This is a genomic window from Dyella sp. CR10, assembly GCF_055814425.1.
This window is the reverse complement of record NZ_CP185986.1, coordinates 1,334,469-1,351,545: the sequence shown is the minus strand read 5'-3', so window position 1 is coordinate 1,351,545 and position 17,077 is coordinate 1,334,469. Positions and strand designations below refer to the sequence as shown.

The 17,077-nt window shown below is 68.0% G+C and carries 14 protein-coding genes; 7 read left to right on the top strand and 7 right to left on the bottom strand.

The window, feature by feature from the left end; translation table 11 throughout:
* Nucleotides 1-48 precede the first annotated feature (48 nt).
* The 3 genes from ACNR9O_RS06210 to ACNR9O_RS06200 all read left to right on the top strand — a co-directional run bounded on the left by ACNR9O_RS06210 (nucleotide 49) and on the right by ACNR9O_RS06200 (nucleotide 2,594).
* Nucleotides 49-990, top strand: a complete 942-nt coding sequence (locus ACNR9O_RS06210) for a bifunctional helix-turn-helix transcriptional regulator/GNAT family N-acetyltransferase (protein ID WP_473700712.1) — start codon at nucleotides 49-51, stop codon at nucleotides 988-990.
* Nucleotides 991-1,030: 40 nt separating this feature from the next.
* The gene (locus ACNR9O_RS06205) at nucleotides 1,031-1,642 is read left to right on the top strand and encodes a DNA-3-methyladenine glycosylase I (RefSeq protein WP_473682129.1); all 612 of its coding nucleotides are present in this window, start codon (nucleotides 1,031-1,033) and stop codon (nucleotides 1,640-1,642) included.
* A 106-nt stretch (nucleotides 1,643-1,748) separates the two neighbouring features.
* Nucleotides 1,749-2,594: a hypothetical protein gene (locus tag ACNR9O_RS06200; RefSeq protein WP_473682130.1), complete on the top strand. Its 846-nt coding sequence runs from the start codon at nucleotides 1,749-1,751 to the stop codon at nucleotides 2,592-2,594.
* Between the two features lie 86 nt (nucleotides 2,595-2,680).
* Here the strand turns inward: ACNR9O_RS06200 and ACNR9O_RS06195 are convergent, their stop codons facing one another.
* Together ACNR9O_RS06195 and ACNR9O_RS06190 are read right to left on the bottom strand one after the other, a co-directional pair.
* Entirely contained in the window at nucleotides 2,681-3,475 is a 795-nt protein-coding gene (locus ACNR9O_RS06195; protein WP_473682131.1) for a MipA/OmpV family protein, read from the bottom strand.
* 47 nt (nucleotides 3,476-3,522) lie between these two features.
* Complete coding sequence (locus ACNR9O_RS06190; protein WP_473682132.1) at nucleotides 3,523-4,077, bottom strand: (2Fe-2S)-binding protein; 555 nt, start codon at nucleotides 4,075-4,077, stop codon at nucleotides 3,523-3,525.
* A 175-nt stretch (nucleotides 4,078-4,252) separates the two neighbouring features.
* On the opposite strand from ACNR9O_RS06190, the gene ACNR9O_RS06185 reads away from it, so the two are divergent.
* Entirely contained in the window at nucleotides 4,253-4,918 is a 666-nt protein-coding gene (locus tag ACNR9O_RS06185; RefSeq protein ID WP_473682133.1) for a response regulator transcription factor, read from the top strand.
* Nucleotides 4,919-4,926: 8 nt separating this feature from the next.
* Nucleotides 4,927-6,306, top strand: a complete 1,380-nt coding sequence (locus tag ACNR9O_RS06180) for an ATP-binding protein (protein WP_473682134.1) — start codon at nucleotides 4,927-4,929, stop codon at nucleotides 6,304-6,306.
* Nucleotides 6,307-6,309: 3 nt separating this feature from the next.
* On the opposite strand, the gene ACNR9O_RS06175 is transcribed toward ACNR9O_RS06180, so the two are convergent.
* Nucleotides 6,310-7,872, bottom strand: a complete 1,563-nt coding sequence (locus ACNR9O_RS06175) for an alpha-N-arabinofuranosidase (RefSeq protein WP_473682135.1) — start codon at nucleotides 7,870-7,872, stop codon at nucleotides 6,310-6,312.
* A 104-nt stretch (nucleotides 7,873-7,976) separates the two neighbouring features.
* On the opposite strand from ACNR9O_RS06175, the gene ACNR9O_RS06170 reads away from it, so the two are divergent.
* Together ACNR9O_RS06170 and ACNR9O_RS06165 are read left to right on the top strand one after the other, a co-directional pair.
* Nucleotides 7,977-8,180: a hypothetical protein gene (locus ACNR9O_RS06170; protein WP_473682136.1), complete on the top strand. Its 204-nt coding sequence runs from the start codon at nucleotides 7,977-7,979 to the stop codon at nucleotides 8,178-8,180.
* Between the two features lie 620 nt (nucleotides 8,181-8,800).
* Entirely contained in the window at nucleotides 8,801-9,775 is a 975-nt protein-coding gene (locus tag ACNR9O_RS06165; protein WP_473682137.1) for a hypothetical protein, read from the top strand.
* A 104-nt stretch (nucleotides 9,776-9,879) separates the two neighbouring features.
* Here ACNR9O_RS06165 and ACNR9O_RS06160 read toward each other — a convergent pair whose 3' ends face one another.
* The 4 genes from ACNR9O_RS06160 to wecB are packed head-to-tail and all read right to left on the bottom strand — an operon-like array spanning nucleotide 9,880 to nucleotide 17,071.
* The gene (locus tag ACNR9O_RS06160) at nucleotides 9,880-10,779 is read right to left on the bottom strand and encodes a DUF4434 domain-containing protein (RefSeq protein ID WP_473682138.1); all 900 of its coding nucleotides are present in this window, start codon (nucleotides 10,777-10,779) and stop codon (nucleotides 9,880-9,882) included.
* On the bottom strand, nucleotides 10,776-13,694 hold the full coding sequence (locus ACNR9O_RS06155; protein WP_473682139.1) for an NfrA family protein: 2,919 nt from the start codon (nucleotides 13,692-13,694) through the stop codon (nucleotides 10,776-10,778). Before ACNR9O_RS06155 ends, ACNR9O_RS06160 begins: the two co-directional genes overlap by 4 nt.
* A complete protein-coding gene (locus tag ACNR9O_RS06150; protein ID WP_473682140.1) occupies nucleotides 13,691-15,934 on the bottom strand; it encodes a glycosyl transferase family protein in 2,244 nt (747 codons plus the stop codon). Before ACNR9O_RS06150 ends, ACNR9O_RS06155 begins: the two co-directional genes overlap by 4 nt.
* A gap of 27 nt (nucleotides 15,935-15,961) precedes the next feature.
* Nucleotides 15,962-17,071 (bottom strand): non-hydrolyzing UDP-N-acetylglucosamine 2-epimerase, encoded by a 1,110-nt coding sequence (wecB, locus tag ACNR9O_RS06145; RefSeq protein WP_473682141.1) that lies wholly within the window; start codon nucleotides 17,069-17,071, stop codon nucleotides 15,962-15,964.
* Between the last annotated feature and the right edge of the window lie 6 nt (nucleotides 17,072-17,077).

The following is a 17,077-nucleotide window of genomic DNA, read 5'->3' as shown; positions in this document are numbered from 1 at the left end:
ACGAAACATGGTTGTATAGTGCAACCATATCGACATCGGAGCCCCGCCATGACCGATCCCATCGACCGCATCCGCGCCGCCTCGCGCCAGATGGCACGCGAATGGGGCTTCCTGCGCCCCACCCTGGCCGGCACCGCCTATTCGGCTTCCGCCGTGCACGCCATCGTCGAGCTGGGCCGGCGCGGCACCTTGACCGCCGCCGAGCTGGTCGACGTGCTAGGCCTGGACAAATCCAGCATCAGCCGCCTGCTCGCCAAACTCACCGCCGCCGGCGAGATCGCCGTGCTCGACAGCGACGGCGATGCGCGCGCCAAGCCGCTGGTGCTGACCGAGAAAGGCCGTCGCACGCTTGCCGGCATCGACGCGTTCGCGCGCCGCCAGGTCACGGCGGCCACCGCGCATCTCGCGCCGGATGAACTCGATACGGTATGCACCAGCCTCGACGCCTACGCGGGTGCGCTGCGTGCCCACCGCCGCGGCGACGCGCCAGCTCAGGAAGATGTCCGCATCGAAACGGGTTACGCACCGGGCGTGATCGGCGGCGTGGCATCCCTGCACATGGCGTACTACGCACCGGCGGTCGGGTTCGGGCAGGTCTTCGAAAGCCGCGTGGCGGCGGCCGTGGCCGATGTCACCGCGCGCCTGGATCGGCCTGTCAACCAGATCTGGCGCGCCATGCTCGGCGATACGCTGGTCGGTTCGGTTGCCATCGACGGCGAAAGCATGGGCCCGGGCATCGCTCATCTGCGCACCTTCATCGTCGATGCGCGCATGCAGGGGCGCGGCGTCGGCCGACGCCTGCTCGAGGCAGCTCTGCGCTTCTGCGACGAACAGGGTTTTGACGAAATCCGCCTGCGGACGGTGAAAGGTCTCGATGCGGCGCGACACCTGTACGAACAAGCCGGCTTCCACCTCACGTCGGAAGCGCCCGGCGAGCATTGGGGCAAGCCGATGATCGAACAGTGCCTGGTCCGCAAGCGGCCGGCGTGAATTACGATCGCCGGCACTGCCTCGCCAAGGAAGCTTCTCCATGAGCGACACCATCGCCGGTCCCGACGGCAAGCCGCGCTGCCGCTGGAGCGCGGCGGCGCCGGATTTCATGCATTACCACGACACCGAATGGGGCTTCCCGGTCGACGACGATTTCCGCCTGTTCGAGAAGCTCAGCCTCGAGGGTTTCCAGTCCGGCCTGAGCTGGCGGACGATCCTGACCAAGCGCGAGAACTTCCGCGCAGCGTTCCATGGCTTCGACTACCACCGCGTCGCGCGTTTCACCGAACGCGACGTGCAGCGGCTGCTGAAGAACGAAGGCATCATCCGCCACCGCGGCAAGATCGAAGCGGTGATCAACAACGCGCGACACGCGGTCGAGCTGGCGGACAGCGAAGGTTCGCTGGCCGCCTATCTGTGGCGCTACGAGGCGGAGCGCGGCAGGCCGGCACCGGCACAACCCGTCGCGACGTCGGCGGAATCGGAAGCCTTGTCGAAGGCCCTGAAGAAGCAAGGCTGGAAGTTCGTCGGACCGACGACGATGTATGCCTTCATGCAGGCGATGGGCCTGGTCGACGACCACGTGGAAACGTGCTCGATCCGCGCCAAGGTGGAGAAGGCGCGCAAGGCGTTCAAGCGGCCCGGGCGCTGACGCCGCCGGCCGCTGCGCCCCCCGCCGTCCGGCGCATGCGCGCCGGCGCCGCTCGCCGTACGTTCGGCCGATCCATCCACGTCCCTTCCTGGTCAAGGGTCACCGCATGCGCCCCATACTCTTCTTCGTCTGCGCCTTCGCCACCGCAGCCGTCGCCGCGCCGTCCACCTCGAACGCCATCGCACAAGCCGAGCGCGCGATGTATGCCGGCGATTTCGTCGCCGCGCAGTCGCCGCTGCGCAAGGCCTTGCAGGGCGATCCGGCGCCGCATGCGAAAGCCGACCTGCTGCTCCAGCAGGTCCGCGTGCAGCAAATCGCCCGCCTCTCAGGCCTGCCCGATGCACAGGAAGACGCCACGCTGGCGGCGCTGGCCGCGCTGGCCAAGTCCGACGACGCCGATGCCGACCTGAAGGCACGCATCCAATTCGCCGCCACCGTGTCGGAGTATTTCAAGCGCCTCACCGGTGCGTCGCTCGGCGACCTCAAGCCGCTGCAGGCCGCTTTCGACCAGACTGCCCTGGCACTTGCCGATCCCTGCCGCCGCGCCGACGCGCTGTTCTTCGCCGCCTTGATGTTCCAGATGCAAGATCGCGTCGCCGACTCGGCGCCGGGCCTGCGCCAGGCGCGACAACTGGCCGAAGGCCATCGTTGCGATCTGGAGCTGTCGTACGACCTGCGCCATCTGGCCGAAGTCGCCGAACTCGAGGGCGATCTGGCCGGCGCGCACCGCTTCGCCGCCGACAGCCTGGCGATCCGCCAGCGCATCGGCTTTCAGGTCTACGTGCCCTACTCCATGCTGCAAGTCGCCGAGCTCGACCAGAAACTCGGCCATGCCGAAGACGCCCGGCGTCGACGCAGCGAAGCCCTGGCGCTCGCCGAGAAACTGCACCTGCCCGCACAAGCCGATGCGGCACGCAAGGCGCTGGCGGAAGCGCGCGACACGACACATTGAACGGCGGCGCCGCAACGTCGGCATCGACGAGCGGCGCGCCCGGACTTTCTCCCGCGAACGCTACCCTTTCGCGTGACGCCGACGCTTCAGAAGCGATAGTACGCGTACGCCACGTAGGTGTTCTGCATGCGCTTTTCCACGATCGGACTGTCCGCCGCATCGCCTTGCAGGCGCGCCGCGATGGCGCGCGCTCCGAGCGTCCAGCGCTCGCCGATGCGGTAGTCGACGCCCAGCGAGAAGCGCAGTGATTCGATGCCCGCACCTGGGCGGTACGCCGCATAACCGGAGCGCAGCGCCTGCACGTCGTCCACGCCGTAGAAGGTACGGTTGTGCTTGCCGTCGGACCACGCCACGCCGGGGCCTGCCACGAAACTCAGCCGGTCGTTCCAGCGGTATTTGCCTTCCAGGTCCAGCGAGGCAGTCGTGCCCTGGTCCTTGCCGCCGATATCCGTGGAGACGTTGCCGCGCAGCGTGAACCAGTCGATGGTGTAGCTGCCGAACAGCGTGGCGCGCACGGTGCGGTCGATATCGCCGAGGCCGCGCAGATGTCGCCGGTCGTCCGATTCCTTGCGCGGTTGGACGAAGTCGTAGGCAAAGGAGATGCCCGCGCGCCATTGCTGATCCTGATGGAAATTCATGCCAAGGCCCGCCGGCGAACCCGAGCCCGGCGCGCCGCCGAGGAAGAAGCGGCCATAGCTCGCGCTGAGCATGGGCACGAGCTGGCTGCGTCGCTCGGCGCTGCCCGGATAGCGCGGCAGGTCCAGCCCGCCAGCGCCGACGATCACGCGCCAGCCGTCGTCCGCCGCGAAAGCGGCACCGCTGCCGGACAGGAAAACGACCAACGACAACGCGCGGAGACCGCGGCGCGCATGAACATGCATGGGGAACTCCAGGGGTGGGGAAAGGGAGGCCGTTCGACGATGACTCATCACCATGTGCGCATGCGCTCGGCGAGCGAGCGGATCGCACGCAGGGCATGAGGCCGCACGCCACAGCCGCAGTCGAGGTACACCGCTGCCTCGATCTCGGCCTGGCTCGGGTCAGGGTTGTCCATCAGCAGGGCCGCGGCGGCCATGATCATGCCGGCCTGGCAAGGGCATGGCGGCACGCCGCATTCGAGCCACGCGCGCTGCACCGCATGCAATTGGTCCGGCGCCAGGCCTTCGCGCGCGGCGAGGCCTTCGATGGTGACGACCTGCGCGCCCTGCACCACGTGCACCGGCACGCGGCAGGCGCGGGTGGGGCGATCGTCGATATGCACCGTGCAGCCGCTGCAGCGCCCATGCGTGCAGGCGAAAGCGGTGCCGGTCAGCCCAAGCTCCTGGCGCAGGACGCGCAGCAGCGATGCATCGGGGTCGGCCTGGATCGCATGCGCGTGGCCGTTGACGCTCAGGCGCATGGCGCGGCGTGGCGGCGCGGATTCGGTCGCGACGGTGTCGTCATGCGGCACATCGACGGACAGGCGGCTGGTATCGGCGCTCATGGCATCGTCTCTTGCAGGGGAGGGTCCGGCCCTGTGCTGTCCGTCCATGGGGTGGCGGCGCACGGGCGGACGGGCCGGATGTCTGGCAGTCTGGCCGTCCGGATTTAAGAATTCTTTAAAGCCGGATGCCTACCCTGCATGACTTGCGACACGGTTTTGAATCCCGGGGAAACTCTTGCCCAACATCCTGCTCGTCGAAGACGACCGCATGCTGGCCGACGCCATCGCCGCGGCGCTGCGCCAGGACGGCTGGCGCGTGGACTGCGCGCACGACGCGGCGGCAGCGCGTATTGCGCTCACCGACCACGGCTATGCCGCCGCCCTGCTCGACCTGGGCCTGCCGCATGGCTCCGGCCTGGACGTGCTGCGCGCGATGCGCGAGCGCTACGACACGACGCCGGCGCTGATCATCACCGCGCGCGACCAGCTGGGCGACCGCATCCGCGGCCTCGACGCCGGCGCGGACGATTACCTGGTCAAGCCCTTCCAGATCGATGAGCTGCTGGCGCGGCTGCGCGCGGTGATCCGGCGCAGCGAAGGGCGCGTTTCCCCCGTGCTGAGCTGGAAAGGCATCATGCTGGATCCGGCGCGGCGCAGCGTCACCCGCGACGGCGAGCCCGTGCGGCTGGCCGCGCACGAATACCGCACGCTGCTGGCCCTGATGGAGCGGCAAGGCCGCGCGGTCGCGCGCGACCTGCTCGAGGAGCTCGTCTACGGCGGCCAGGGTTCGATCGAGAGCAATACCATCGCCGTGTATGTGCATCAGCTGCGCCGCAAGCTCGGCGAGGACGTGATCGCCACCGTGCACGGCTATGGCTATCGCCTGGGCGAAGAACGCTGATGCATCTGATGCGTCTGAAGATACGCTCGCTGCGACGGCGCCTGTTCGTCGTGATGCTGACGATCTTCGTGATCGCGTGGAGCGTCACACTCACCTGCCTTGGCGTGCGCTACTCGCGCGAGCGCACGGGCCTGTGGGACAGCGGCCTCAATGACATCGGACGCGAGATCCTGGTTTCCATGCCGGCCGATATCCGGGTGCTGGACGGCAACGCCAACCTGCGCCTCCCGGACAGTGCGGCGCCGCCGCCGGACCGGCACGGCAAACTCGGTCGCCTGATCTTCCAGGTCTGGGTCAAGGACCGCCGGCACCTGGTCGTGCATTCGCTCGATCGGTTCCGCACGCCGTTGCGGCCGGATTTCGAGGACGGCTTCGTCACCCGCCGCATCGACGGCGAGGAATGGCGCATCTACGCCATCACCGATGCGCGCGGCGAAGTGCAGGTGCAGGTCGGCAAGCCCACCGCCGATCTCGCGGCGGACCTGCGCAAGGGCGTACGCATCGGTTTGCTGACCACCGCGCTGCTCCTGCTGGTGCTCGCCGTGGCGATCCAGCGGGTGCTTTATTGGTCGCTGCGTCCGATCACGCGCATCCAGAAGGCCATCACCACGCGCGATACGCTGGACCTCAAGCCCCTGCCCGACGACGACCTGCCCAACGAAGTCCAGCCGCTGGTCGAGTCCTTCAACCGTCTGCTGGCCCGGCTCGATCGGGCGATGCGCAACGAGCGCCAGTTCCTCGCCGAAGCCGCGCACGAACTGCGCACGCCGCTGGCCGCCCTGCTCACCCACGCGCAAGTGGCGCAGCGCTCGCGCAGCCTGGAAGAAGCCAAGGCGCCGCTGCAGCAATTGGTCAAAGGCGTAGAGCGCAGCGCGCGGCTATCGCAGCAGCTGCTGGATTCGGCGCGGCTCGACGCCGATCGCCAGGCCGGCGAACGCGACCCGGTGGAACTGGCCGATCTGGTCGCGGTGATCACGCGCGAGTTCGAGACCGTCGCCACCACCAAGGGCCAGACCATCGCGCTGGATACCTCCACCAGCCCGATCGCGGGCGACGTCGACGAGCTAGGCATCCTGATCGGCAACCTGATCGACAATGCCTTGCGTTATACGCCGCCCGGCGGCCGCGTCGCCGTGCACTGCCGGCACGATGGCACCGACGTGCGACTGGAGGTGCACGACAACGGCCCCGGCGTACCGGCGGAAGACCGCCCACGCATTTTCGACCGTTTTTTCCGCATCCCCGGCAGCAACGAGCGCGGCAGCGGGATCGGCCTGTCGCTGGTGGCGCGCATCGCGCAATCACACGGTGCGGCCATCGAGACCGGTGCCGGTCTCGATGGCCGCGGCTTCGGTATCGCGATCGTGTTTCCCGCCCTGCCCGGCTGAGCCTCAGCGCAGCTCCAGCACGACCACGGCCTTGGCCGGCATGGCGACCGTGACGCCGCCGTCAGCCTCCGTCTTCGCGCCATCGAATGCCGCCGGCTTCACCGTATCGGGGTGCTCGAACGTATTGATCGTGTCGATCGCCGGCGCGGTGAGCACGCGCCCGCGCACCTTGGCGGCCTTGAAGCCGCTGAAGGCGAGCGCCACGCGCAGGCTTTTTGCCGGATCGGGATTGACCAGCGCGACATGCACCGCGCCATCCTTGCCGCGCGCCGCCGTGGCATACAGGCCCGGAATGCGCATGCCGCCGTAGACGTAGTCGCCGGCACGCACCGCCGCCGGCAGCGCGGTGGCGTCCTGGAACACCTGGTACAGGTCGAACACGTGATACGTCGGCGTCAGCACCATGCGTGCCTTGTCGGTCAGGATCATCGCCTGCAGCACGTTGACCATCTGCGCGATGTTGGCCATGCGCACGCGATCGGCATGGGCGTGGAAGATGTCCAGCGTCACCGCGGCCACCAGCGCGTCACGCAGGCTGTTCTGCTGGTACAGCGCGGAAGCGCCCGGCTCGGTGTCGTACCAGGTGCCCCACTCGTCCACCGCCAGCGCGATGCGCTTGGCCGGATCGTATTTGTCCATGATCGCGCTGTGGCGCGTGACCAGTTCGTCCATGTGCAACGCGGCCTTCAGCGTCGCGATCCACGCCTTTTCGTCGAAGCCGGTTGCTGCGCCCTTGTGCTTCCAGTCGCCGGTGGGCAGCGTGTAGTAATGCACGCCGTAGGCGTCGATCTGCTCCGCCGCGCCGGCCAGCACCGCTTCGGTCCAGGCGTAGTCGTCGGCATTGGCGCCGCTGGCCACCCGGGTCAGCGTCTGCCCGCCGGGCAGGCGCGCGAAGGTGGCGTACTGGCGGTACTGGTCCGCGTAATAGGCGCCGCGCATGTGGCCGCCGCAGCCCCAGCTTTCGTTGCCGATGCCCAGATAGGCCACCCGCCACGGCTTGTCCCGCCCGTTGGCGCGGCGCTCGCGCGCCAGGGTGGTCTGGCCGTCCCCGGCGAGGTATTCCAGCCAGTCGCTCATCTCGCGCGGCGAGCCGGTGCCCATGTTGGCGGCCAGATAGGCCTGCGCACCGACGACCTCGGTAAAGTCCATGAACTCATGCGTGCCGACGGCGTTGCGCTCTTCGCCGCCCCAGGAATAGTTCGGCCGCACCGGACGTCGCTCGCGCGGACCGACGCCGTCGCGCCAGCGGTATTCGTCGGCATAACAGCCGCCGGGCCAGCGGATCACCGGCACGCGGATCGCCTTGAGCGCGTCGATCACGTCCTTGCGGAAGCCATGCACGTTGGGGATCGGCGAGTGCTCGCCCACCCACAGCCCCTCATCGATGCCACGCCCCAGCTGCTCGGCGAACTGGCCGTAGATCTCGCGGTGGATGATCGCCCCCGGCCGATCCACCTGGATCGTCACCTGCGCCGTTCCCGCCTCGGCAGGCGCGGCGCCTGCGCCCATGGCCATGCCCCACCCGACGCAGCAAGCCCACACCATCGCCCATGTCCGTCGCGCCATGCCATCCCCTCCGCCCAAAGCGCCATCTTCGACAAGCGGCGATTGTGATTTCCGGCAACACGCGTTGCGTTTTTTCTGCGAAGCCACGCCAGTCAGGGTTGCGGATGGTCGAGGAACGCTTTCATTGCGTGCAGCGCCGGCAAGGGCCGAAACATTTCATCGAACAGGCCGAAGCGGTCCTCGCGGCTGTCCGGAGGAAAGGGGAAAAGTCGAAGCAAGCGCGTCGCTGTCATCGTGCGCTGCGCCAGGGGGCGTGCACACCCGCCATGGGCGCGCTGCGCGCATGGCGCAGCTTCGTCTTCCGATGAAATACCGCTTCGCAGAACGGCCTGCGTGCGCGCAAGCCATCACACCCGATCGCGGCGACGCCCGGTGGCGTTGCGACGTAACATGAACGATTCGCGTGTCTCAGAGCTGATACACCTGTTGGCGACCCGTCAGCGCAAGCCGCTGAAAAACCGCGCATCTGGCGGCACCACGTCAGTCCCGCGACAGCCACGTGCGCGTCTCGAACGCCTTATCTCGATCCATCAGGGCCGTCCTAACCAAAACTTCATCCATCGGAACGACGATTGACTAGACTCACCGCCGCCAGCGAAGCCCGGTGCGTTGTTTCCCGGGTGTTACGGTCCGGCCCGCTCTCAAGGACGGGCGGAGCCGCGCGTGAAGGACATCGTCCGGCCCGCGCCTCGCTCCAGGCGGCTTCGCCGTTTTCGCCGGCACTCCCAGCGGCACCCTGAATTTGCGCCCCGCGCTTCGTGCTTTCGGGGTCAGGGGTTCCGTTGTACGGAAGAACTGCACCAGTGCGCGGAAGCACGACCTAAGCCCGGCCGCGCCGACTTTCTGGGGGCGGCCGCCGTATCGCCGCGGCTCCCTGTCGCCGCGGCACTTCCGGGTAAGGGACGCCCACGCAAGCGAACAGAACTCGATGACCATCGCCAAAGCCACCAAGACTTTCCTCACTTCACTCGCCGCCGCGCTCGCGCTCTACGCCGGCGCAGCCCCGCTGTCCTCCAGCGCTCACGCCCAGGCCGCCACCACCATCAAGGCCCCGATCTACGGCGTGACGCTGGACGACGTCTCCAACATCAACGCCATCGTCACCTCGCTCAGCAAGCTGCCGTACCGCCCGACGGTACGCGTCGTGTTCGATCCCGGTACCACCGCCGCGCAGTACTACCCCGCCCTGGTCAAGCTACACAGCGTCGCCTATGTGATGGGCGAGATCATGGACTCGTATTACTTCCCGACCGATATCAACACCTACACCGCGCGCACCAAGGAGCTGGTGTACGGCCTCAACGGCCTCGTCGACGTGTGGGAGATCGCCAACGAGATCAATGGCGAGTGGCTGCGCCAGGATCCCAGCGGCAGCAGCACGGTGGTCAACGCGGAAGAAACGCAGATCGGCCAGATGGTCGCCGCGGCCAGCCAGATCGTGAAGGGCGTGGGCGGCAAGACCGCCGTGACGCTGTATTACAACGACGACAGCAAGGGCAACAATTGCTGGGAGAAGCCGGTGGACTACTGGAAGACGTGGCCGACCACGTTCCTGCCGCTGTCCGTGCGCCAGAGCACCGACTACGCGCTCTTCAGCTACTACCCCTACCAGGACTGCCCCGGCCTGTCGCCGTCGTGGTCCGCCGACTTCACCGCGCTGGAGGGTATCTTCCCGAACGCCAAGGTGGGCTTCGGCGAGATCGGCACCTCGAGCCTGAGCGCGCCGACCAGCGTGCAGACCGGCCTGATCAAGACCTACTACCCGATGGTGAACACCTTCAACGATCCGCGCTTCATCGGCGGCTTTTTCTGGTGGAACTACGCCGAGCAGATGGTGCCTTACACCAAGACGTACTGGACCACGCTGTACCAGACCATCGCGCCGCTGAAGGTGCCGCAGTAAAGGCCAAAGGCCGAACGTAGGTTGGGGTGAGCGCAGCGAACCCCAACGGACGCCGCGTCACCATGCGCAGCGCACGTTGGGGTTCGCCTGCGGCTCACTCCAACCTACCTCTGCCGCAGCAACGCCATCTCCGGCAAGTACCTCAACTCGAAGAAGGCCGTATCGCTCCCGCACGGCGCCCGCTGCGCCAGTGCCGCATCCATCTCGCCGCCGCCGAGCGGTTCGGCTTTGAACGCGGCATCGCTACCGGTCTGGTGGAACACCTCGTACACCACGCCGGCGGCGCCCTTTCCTTCGCACGAAGCGGCCGCCGCCAGGTATACCGCCATCTCGCCGCGACTCAGGCGCCCGGTTCCCGCGCCATCCTGCACCCATGCACGCACCCCGCTGCCGCGCACCTCGGCCAGCAGTTGCGCATACGCCGGCGGCGCCATATGCCCGGCGAAGAACGAGGTCACATACACCGGCCGCGCCGCGATGCGGTCCAGTTGCCTCCGTTCCTGCGCCAGATAATCCCGCAGCGCCTCGCGCGCCTCCGGCTCGCGCCAGCGGCGGTCATCGATCTCCATCGGCAGGTACCAGCCGGCGATCGCGCCTTCGCCCAGATCCCCCGCCCAGCGCCGCGCCACCTCGGCATCCTGGCGGGCCAACGTACGCAGATAGTCGTCCAGCGCCGCCACTTGCACTTCCTGGCGCTGGAAGAACGCCGGATCGCTGCGCAGCCCCAACACGATGCGCAACCCGGCGGCATGCGCTTCGCGAACCCGCTGCAGCAGCCATGCATGCCCGGCCGCATCGCCGAAGGCATCGCCGTACTGCGTCCATTGGACCACCAGGGTGTCGAAGCCGCGTCCGCGCACCTGCGCGAATACCCCTGGCCACTGCGCGGCCGGCACCTCGCGGTCGCGCAACTGCGGCTGATAGAAGATCGCCGTGGCGGCGTTGACCAGCCATGGCGCCAGCAGCAGCGCGATGGCCAGCCACCATGCGAGCCCGCGCCTCACCACGCGGTCCTCACGATCAGGAACAACGCATTCTTCTCGCGCAGATAGCTGGTGAAGGCGTGCTGCCCTTCCACCGCCACGCTGACGCGATGCGGATACGCGTCGTAATGCGTTTCGCCGAACCACAGATTCCACTGCACGCCCAGGCCGACACGTCCGTCGCGCTGGAAACTGCCGTGGTTGCGGTCGATGCCGGTGAACTGCACCCGCACGTAAGGTTCGATCGACTGCCCTTCGGCCAGCTTGCGGTGCCAGCCCAGCTGATAATCGGTGGTGAACACCGTCTGTTTGGCGCGCAGATAACGCGCCACGTCCACGTAGAAATTCTGCGACCACCAGCCGCTCCCTCCCGCATGCCAGTCGTCGTTGAGGCGCGGACTGAATGACCACGAGCCGGCGGCGCGCAACATGGTGTCGTTGCGCGTGAAGCGGCTGCCGGACACCGGCGTCTGCTGTTCGGCCGACAGCACGATGTTCTGCGTGGTCAGCGGCTTCCAGTGCACGCCCACGCCCAGCATCCAGCCATGGACCGGCCACACCGCGCCGCCGGCGCCGCTGCCGGCGAACACGCGCGCGTACGCCGCCAGCGTGTTCATGTCGGCACCGGCCCAGGGCGGGTCGAAACGGTACTGCCCTTCCATCTGGAAGTAGCTGCGGTACGACTGGCCGGGGTTGGCCGCGTTGGCCGCCGAGGACACCGTGTCGCCGATCGTCAGGTCGGCGTTGAAGCGCCATTTGCGTCCCAGATCCTCGTGCAGGCGGCGCAAGGCGAAGCGCTGCTGACTTTCCTCCTGCGCGCTGCCGCCGATTCCCTTGCTGTCCTGCACGGCCCCGTCCGTGCCGGTGCCTGTCATATCGAGCTGATCGATCGCCTGCGCGGCGTAGTCGCGCGCCTGCGCGCTGTCGCCCAGCTGCTGGTGCACGTAGAGCAGCTGCCAGGTGAGCTTGGGATCTTCCGGATTGGCCTGGTGCGCCCGCTCGAACTGCGTCACGGCCAGCTGCGGCGAGCCGTCCTGCAGATAGGCGTAGCCCAGCTGCGCGGCCAGCTTGTCATCGTCGGGTGCGAGCACCGCCGCGCGCTGCAACGAGACCAGCGCCTGCTTCGATTCACCGGCCTGCGTCTGCAGCGCCGCCAGCTTCGCGTAATAGCGCGGGTCCGGATGCTGGGCGATGGCGCTTTCCAGATCGGTACGCGCCAACACCGGGTCGCGCGGTTCGTCGGCCTGCGCGCGCAACCACCAGTAGGCATGGTCCTGCCGGCCGCCCTGCTCCGCATAACTGTCCAGCCAGGCGCGGGCGGGCGCAGCTTCGTTCGCGCCGAGCGCGGTGGTGGCGGCGGCAAGCAGATCGTCGGGCTTCATGTGACCCGCCGGCACCGCACGCCAGGCCTGCAACGCCGTGGCGTAATCGCGTGCGCCATAGGCCTGGTAAGCCAGCGCGCGCGTGGTGTCCGGATCGGGCTTGCGCTTGTTGGCCTCGGCATAGGCGTATTCGGCCAAGCCTGGACGGTCGCTGCCGTAGCAGTCGCCCAGCTGGCGCCACAGTTCGGCCGGATAGTCGGGCGAGAGATCGGACATCACCTGGCGGATGCCGTCACAGTCGCGCAGGGCGGCCAGGATCGGTACCTGCGCGATGCGCAAGGGCACGTTCTCCAGCGGACGTGCCAGGCGTGCACGATCGTCGGCGGAGAACGCCGCCGCCTGCTTCGACGCGAGCACGGCGAGCCGCGCGAACAGCGCACCGGCCTTAGGATTGCCGCCGAACGGATACGAGGCCAGCAGCAGCCGCTGCGCTTCGCCGGCCGCGCCGGCATTCATCAGGCGGTAGCTCAGCGGATCGAGCAGCCGATGCCCGTCCGGCTGCGCCACCAAGGCCTCGGCCTGCTGCCGCGCTTCGCTGTAACGCCCTTGTGCCAGCGCGAGGGAGAAACGTTCCTCGCGGTAGCCATCTTTGGGCAGGCGCGCGAGCAGGCGCTGCGCGGCGGCATCGTCGTGCCGTGCCATCGCCAGCGGCAAGGCCGAGCGCGCCTGCCAGGTGCCGTTGGCCGGAAAGCGCGCCTCGTAGAGATCCAGCAGCTCCGGACGGGCCCGGCCCACCTGCGCCAGCAGGTTGACCCACTGCCGCTCGTCCTTTTCCTCCTCGAACGCTGGCTGATGTACCGCCAGATAGTCGGCCAGCGCCTTGTGTTCGCCGGCCGCGGACAACCCCAGCGCTACCGCCAGCTCCTGCGCCGGCGTGCCCAGGCCTCCACGCGCCTGCAGATCGCGCGCATCGATCGCCTTGCCTTCCATCAGCAGTAGATTGAACCATTGCGCGCGCTCGTCGGCACCCAGCTGCCCCTGCGCGTCCAGCGCGGCCAGCTGCGCGTCGGCGCGCGGCAGGTCGTGCAGGAAAATGGCCCGCTGAATCAACGCGCGCCGCAACGCCAGGCCCTCCGGCGCGCGCGCGAAATCGGCGGCGTCGAGCTCGCGCTGCGCCTTGCCAAGCTCGCCCGCCTGGAGTGCGTCGAAGCCGCGCTGGGCACGACATACCGGGCGATTGTCGACCTTGCAGTCCACGGCCGCCTGCGCCGCCGGCGGCGCGCGCAGGCGCGGGTCGTCCGGCGTGTAGCGACGCTGCTCGTCGAGCACCGCGCGCGCCTTGTCCGCATGGCCGAAATGTCGATAGGCCTCGGCCAGGTCCAGCGCCGTATCGATGCTCCTGGGCGCCAGCTCGCGGGCGCGCGCGAACTCGGTCAGCGCGGTGCGCTCGTCGCCGGCGCGCAGCGCCGCGAAGCCGGCCTGCCGGTGGGGATACAACAGGAACTGCTGGTAACGGCTGGCGCTGTCGGGCTGCTGGCCTGCCGCGCACAACGGCAAGGCCGGCGCCATCGCGAACAGCGCGGCCGCGCAACGAGTCGGCCAAGGGCGTTTCATGCCACGCGCTCCGTCCACTGCTTGACCAGCTGCACCGGCGGGGCGGCCTCCTTCTCCAGGAGCGCCGCGATGCTCGGCTGCAGCGCCGATTGCAGGGACAGCAGGCGGTCGAGCGTGTCCTGCCCGATGACGCCCTGCGCCACCAGGAAAGCGCCCAGCGGCTGCCCGCTGCGCGCATGGCTCAACAGCAATGCCTTGAATGCCACTTCGTCCAGGTGCCCCTGCGCCACCAGGATCTCGCCCAGCATCACCTGCCGGGATACATAGCTTTCCCACAACGCTCGCGCGCGCTCGGTGTCGATGCGGCCGCTGCGCGCGGCGGCGTCGAGCAGGCTGCGCGGATCGTGCTCGTGCCCGTTGGCCTGCGCATACCAGCGGCGCAACCCGACCGTGACCTGGCCTTTGTGGGCGATGACGTAGCGCACCGGCCGGTCAAGCTTGCGCGCGATCGCCGCCAGTGACACTGGATCCACGTACGCCTCGCTGGCCAGCACCAGCGTGCCGCCGTCCACGCGCAACGGCAGCACGGCGTAGTGCAGCGCCACCCGCGCCGGGACGGCGTCGATCAGTTCGCGCGGCAACGCCTCGGCATCTACCGCTTCGCAGGCTACGCCGCTCTGCTCGGCGACCGGACGCGCCAGCTGCTCGGGCGTGATCAGGCCCTTGTGGATCAGCGCGCTGCCCAGCTGCAGACCTTCCACGGGATGCGCGCTGGCCTCATGCAGGCGCGCTTCGGAGATCGCCCCCTGGATCACCAACAGCTCTTCCAGCGAACGCTTGGCGCGGTTGTCGCCGCCAAGGCTGGGAAAATCGTGCGTGGTCTTGTCCCAGGCCACGCGGCGCGGATCGCCGGTCTGCACGATCTGCTTGATCGCGCGCCAGTTGGCCAGGAAGTTGACCAGGTTGCTCCACAGCAGCCGCGGGATCGCCAGCAATCCCTGCTTCACGCCGTAGTAGCCTGAAACGAACACGATGCGCTGAAAGATGCGGTTGACCATCAGCGTCGCGTTGGCCGCCAGTACCGTATCCAGCCACGGCTGGCCCTCGAAGATGGAGATGAAGCGCGGGGCGCCCGGCCACAGCTGCTGCACCAGCCAGATGCCGCCCAGCTGCAGCAGCACCAGCATGGCGCCGAAGCTGACGAAATTGGCGATCGCACCCTTGCGGTCGCGCCACAGGAAATAATTCAGCACCAGCCCGTGACGCCACTTCCAGCCATGGGTGCGGTAGCCCTGGTAGACGATGCCGATGATCCAGCGCGATTTCTGCCGTACCGCGGTAGACAGGCGATCCGGGAAATACTCGCGCACGCAGATCACGTTGGACTCGCGCCGGCTCTGCCCGAACGGCTGGCGCCGCTCGTGCCGGCGGTAGCGCAGCACCGGGAAGCGCACGAAGATCTCTTGCATCCCGCGCGCCTTCAGGCGCAGGCCGATGTCGTAATCCTCGGTAAGGCTCTGCACGTCGAAGGCGATGCCGTTGCCTTCCTCGATCAACGCCTGCACCGCGCGGCGGCTGAAGCAGGTGCCGACGCCGGCGCTTGGCACCTGCCCCGCCAGCGCTTCGCGCACCGGCACGTCCTTGCCATGCAGTTCGGCGAATTCGTCCAGGTAATGCAGGCTGGTGAAGTTGTTCCACTGCCGCTCGAACGGATACACCGGGATCTGGATCAGGTCCTTGCGCCCCACCAGGAAATTGAACAGGCGCAGTTCCATCTGACATACCACGTCCTCGGCATCGTGCAGGATGAAGCCTTCGAAGCTCACCCGCGCGCGCCGCTCGAACTGCATGATGGCGTCCAGCACGTTGTTGAGGCAGTCGGCCTTGCTGGTCGGCCCCGGCCGCGCGCACACCACTTTATGCACGTTGGGAAAGCGCGCGCACACCTCGTCCACGTCGCGCTGCGTATCCGGATCGTTCGGATAGGTGCCGACGAAGATGTGGTAGTTCTCGTAGTCCAGCGTGCTGGCCGCCAGCTCCGCCATGTGCCCGATCACGCCGGTCTCGTGCCAGGCCGGCACCATGATCGCCAGCGGCTTCTCGGCAGGACGATACAGCTCGTGATAGTAGGTGCGCTCGTGGCGGCGATAGACCACCAGCGCCTTCCACACGCGGCGCACCCAGTAGACGACATCGATGAAAAGATCATCCAGCCCGCTGATCAGCATCAGCACGGCGATGACAGCGACGACCACGCTCAAGACATAGAGATAGGTCGTGAATGCATCCAGCCACCACATCCTTAGTGTCCCCTGTTCGGATTTCGATCAGACCGCCTCGCGCCGGCGTTCGCCTTCGAGCGCCCCCTGCAGCACGTCGACGATGCGGCCGCTGGCCTGCCCGTCGCCGAAGGGATTGCCCGCGCGCGCCATCGCGGCGTAGGCCTCCTGGTCCTCCCACAGCTTCTCGATCTGCCCCACGATCGATGCACGGCGCGTGCCAGCCAGCCGCGCGCAGCCTGCCTCGATCGCCTCGGGCCGCTCGGTTTCGGTGCGCAGCACCAGCAGCGGCACGCCGAAGGTGGGTGCCTCTTCCTGCAGTCCGCCGGAATCGGTCAGCACCAGCCAGGCGTCCAGCAGCGCCTGCTGCATGCGCAGGTAATCGAACGGTGCGCTCAGGCGCACATTGCCCAGCTCGCCGAGGATCGCGTGGACCGGCTTGCTCACCACTGGATTCAGATGCACCGGAAACAGCACGTCGAGCTCCGGATGGTGGCTGGCCACATCGGCGATGGCGTAGCAGATCTCGCGCAGGTCGCTGCCCCAGTTCTCGCGGCGATGCGCGGTGACGAGCAGGTGGCCACGCCCTTCCACGCCGCGCCGGATGCGCCGGCGATGCGTCACCCAGTGCTGCGCGTCGATCACCGTGTTGCCGGTGACGAACACACGGTCGGCCGGCACCGCCTCGGCGTGCAGCGCCTGCGCGGCGCGCTGCGTCGGCGCGAAATGGAAGCTCGCGATGCGGCTGACCATCTGGCGCAGCCCTTCCTCGGGGAATGGGCGCGACAGGTCGTAGGTACGCAAACCGGCTTCTACATGGGCCACCGGAACGTGGTTGTAGAAGCCGGCCAGCGCGCCGAGAAACGTGCTTTCGGTATCGCCCTGCACCATCACCAGCGACCAGTCGCGGCTGGCCATCACGCCATCGAGCAGCGTGCGGCAGCGCGTGCTGAACTCGGCCAGGCTCTCGCCGCCGCGTTCCAGCTCGATATCCGGCTCGATGTCGAAACAGGTCAGCATCTGCCGCGCCATGTCGCCGTGCTGGCCGGTATGCAGCCAGCACGGGCGTGCCCAGCCGCTGTCGCGCAGCGCGTGATACACCGGTGCGAGCTTGATGATCTCCGGGCGCGTGCCGCAGATGATAAGGATGTCCTGCATGGCTCC